Source organism: Actinosynnema sp. (assembly GCF_052038725.1).
Genome location: NZ_JBQGCX010000753.1, coordinates 1 through 2,274 on the forward strand (window position 1 = coordinate 1; position 2,274 = coordinate 2,274).

Annotated in this window: 1 protein-coding gene; it reads left to right on the top strand. The window is 76.4% G+C overall.

Annotated elements, in window-relative coordinates; genetic code table 11:
• The coding region (locus tag ACTUAL_RS15650; RefSeq protein WP_440900774.1) for a type I polyketide synthase at positions 1 to 2,274 on the top strand (2,274 nt) is incomplete at both ends.

A 2,274-nucleotide genomic window follows, 5' to 3' on the forward strand; every position in this document is an offset into this window, starting at 1 on the left:
CTCCGGCGTCACCGGCCTGAGCACCGAGGAGGGCCTCGCGCTGTTCGACGCCAGCCTCGCCTCGACCGAGCCGCTGCTGGTGCCGATGCGCCTCGACCTGGCCGCGCTGCGCGAGCGCGACGCGCTGCCCGCGCTGCTGAAGTCCCTGGTGCGCAAGCAGGTCCGCCGCTCCGGCGTCACCGGCGAGGAGGACGGCGGCTCCGCGCTGGCCCGCAGGCTCCGCGCGCTGCCCCCGGCCGACCGGACCCGCGTGGTGCTGGACCTGGTGCGCTCGCACGTCGCGGCCGTCCTCGGCCACGACGGCGCGGCGTCCGTCGACCCGCGCCGCGCGTTCCGCGACCTGGGCTTCGACTCGCTCGCCGCGGTCGAGCTGCGCAACCGCCTGGTCGCGGCCACCGGCCTGCGGCTGCCCGCGACCCTGGTGTTCGACCACCCGAACCCGGAGCTGCTGGCCGCCCTGCTGGAGACCGAGCTGGTCGGCGACGCCGAGCCCGCCGCCGACCTGCCCGCCGCGCCCACCCGCGCGGTGGACGACGACCCGATCGCGGTCGTCGGCATCGGCTGCCGCTTCCCCGGCGACGTCAGCACGCCCGAGGACCTGTGGCGGCTGCTCGACGGCGGCGTCGACGCCATCAGCGCGTTCCCGACCGACCGCGGCTGGGACCTGGACGCCCTGTTCGACCCGGAACCCGGCAAGGTCGGCAAGTCCTGCTCCCTGGAGGGCGGCTTCCTGCACGACGCCGCCGACTTCGACGCCGGGTTCTTCGGCATCAGCCCGCGCGAGGCCCTGGCCACCGACCCGCAGCAGCGCCTGCTGCTGGAGACCGCGTGGGAGGCCCTGGAGCGGGCCGGGATCGACCCGGTGTCGCTGCGCGGCAGCGCGACCGGCGTGTTCGCGGGCGTGATGTACAACGACTACGCGACCCGCCTGCGGTCGGTGCCCGAGGACCTGGCCGGGTACGTCGGCAACGGCAGCCTGGGCAGCGTCGCCTCCGGCCGGGTGTCCTACGTGCTGGGCCTGGAGGGCCCGGCCGTCTCGGTCGACACCGCGTGCTCCTCCTCGCTGGTCTCCCTCCACCTGGCCGCGCAGGCGCTCAGGGCGGGGGAGTGCTCGCTGGCGCTGGCGGGCGGCGTGAGCGTCATGGCCACGCCGGACACGTTCATCGACTTCAGCCTCCAGCGCGGCCTGGCGCCGGGCGGGCGGGCGAAGTCGTTCTCCGCCGACGCGGACGGCACCGCGATGTCCGAGGGCGTCGGGATGCTGGTCCTGGAGCGGCTCTCCGACGCCAGGGCCAACGGGCACGAGGTGCTGGCGGTGCTGCGCGGCAGCGCGGTCAACCAGGACGGCGCGTCCAACGGCCTGACCGCGCCCAACGGGCCGTCGCAGCAGCGGGTCATGCGCTCCGCGCTGGCCGTCGCGGGCCTGCGGCCGTCCGAGGTGGACGCGGTCGAGGCGCACGGCACCGGCACGGTGCTCGGCGACCCGATCGAGGCCCAGGCCGTCATCGCCACCTACGGCCAGGACCGCGACGAGCCGCTCTGGTTGGGCTCGATCAAGTCCAACATCGGCCACACCCAGGCCGCGGCAGGCGTCGCGGGCGTGATCAAGATGATCATGGCGATCCGGGCGGGCGTGCTGCCCCGCACGCTGCACGCCGACCAGCGCACCGACCGGGTCGACTGGAGCGGGGGCGCGGTCGAGCTGCTGACCGAGCCCCGGCCGTGGCCGGAGACCGACCACCCGCGCCGCGCGGGCGTCTCCTCCTTCGGCATCAGCGGCACCAACGCGCACGTCATCGTCGAGCAGGCCCCGACCGCGCCGACCACGTCCGCCCAGGACGCGCCCACCAGGGCCGTGCCCGCCCCGATCGTGCTGGCCGCCGCCGACGAGGGCGCCCTGCGCGCCCAGGCGGAGAACCTGCTGGCGCTGCTCGCGGACGGCGTCGACCGGACCGACCTGGCCCACGCCACCGCCACCACCCGCGCGGCACTGGAGCACCGCGCGGCGATCGTCCCCGGCGACCCCGCCGAGGTGCTCAAGTCCCTGGAAGCCCTGGCCACCACCGGTTCCGGGCCGGGCGTCGTGCGCGCCGCCCGCTCCACCGGGGCCCTCGCCCTGCTGTTCACCGGGCAGGGCGCGCAGCGCGCGGGCATGGGGCGCGAGCTGCGCGCCGCCTGGCCGGTGTTCGCCGAGGCGTTCGACGAGGCGTGCGCGCTGCTCGACGCCGAGCTGGACACCCCGCTCGCCCAGGTCCTGGACGGCGACGACCCGGA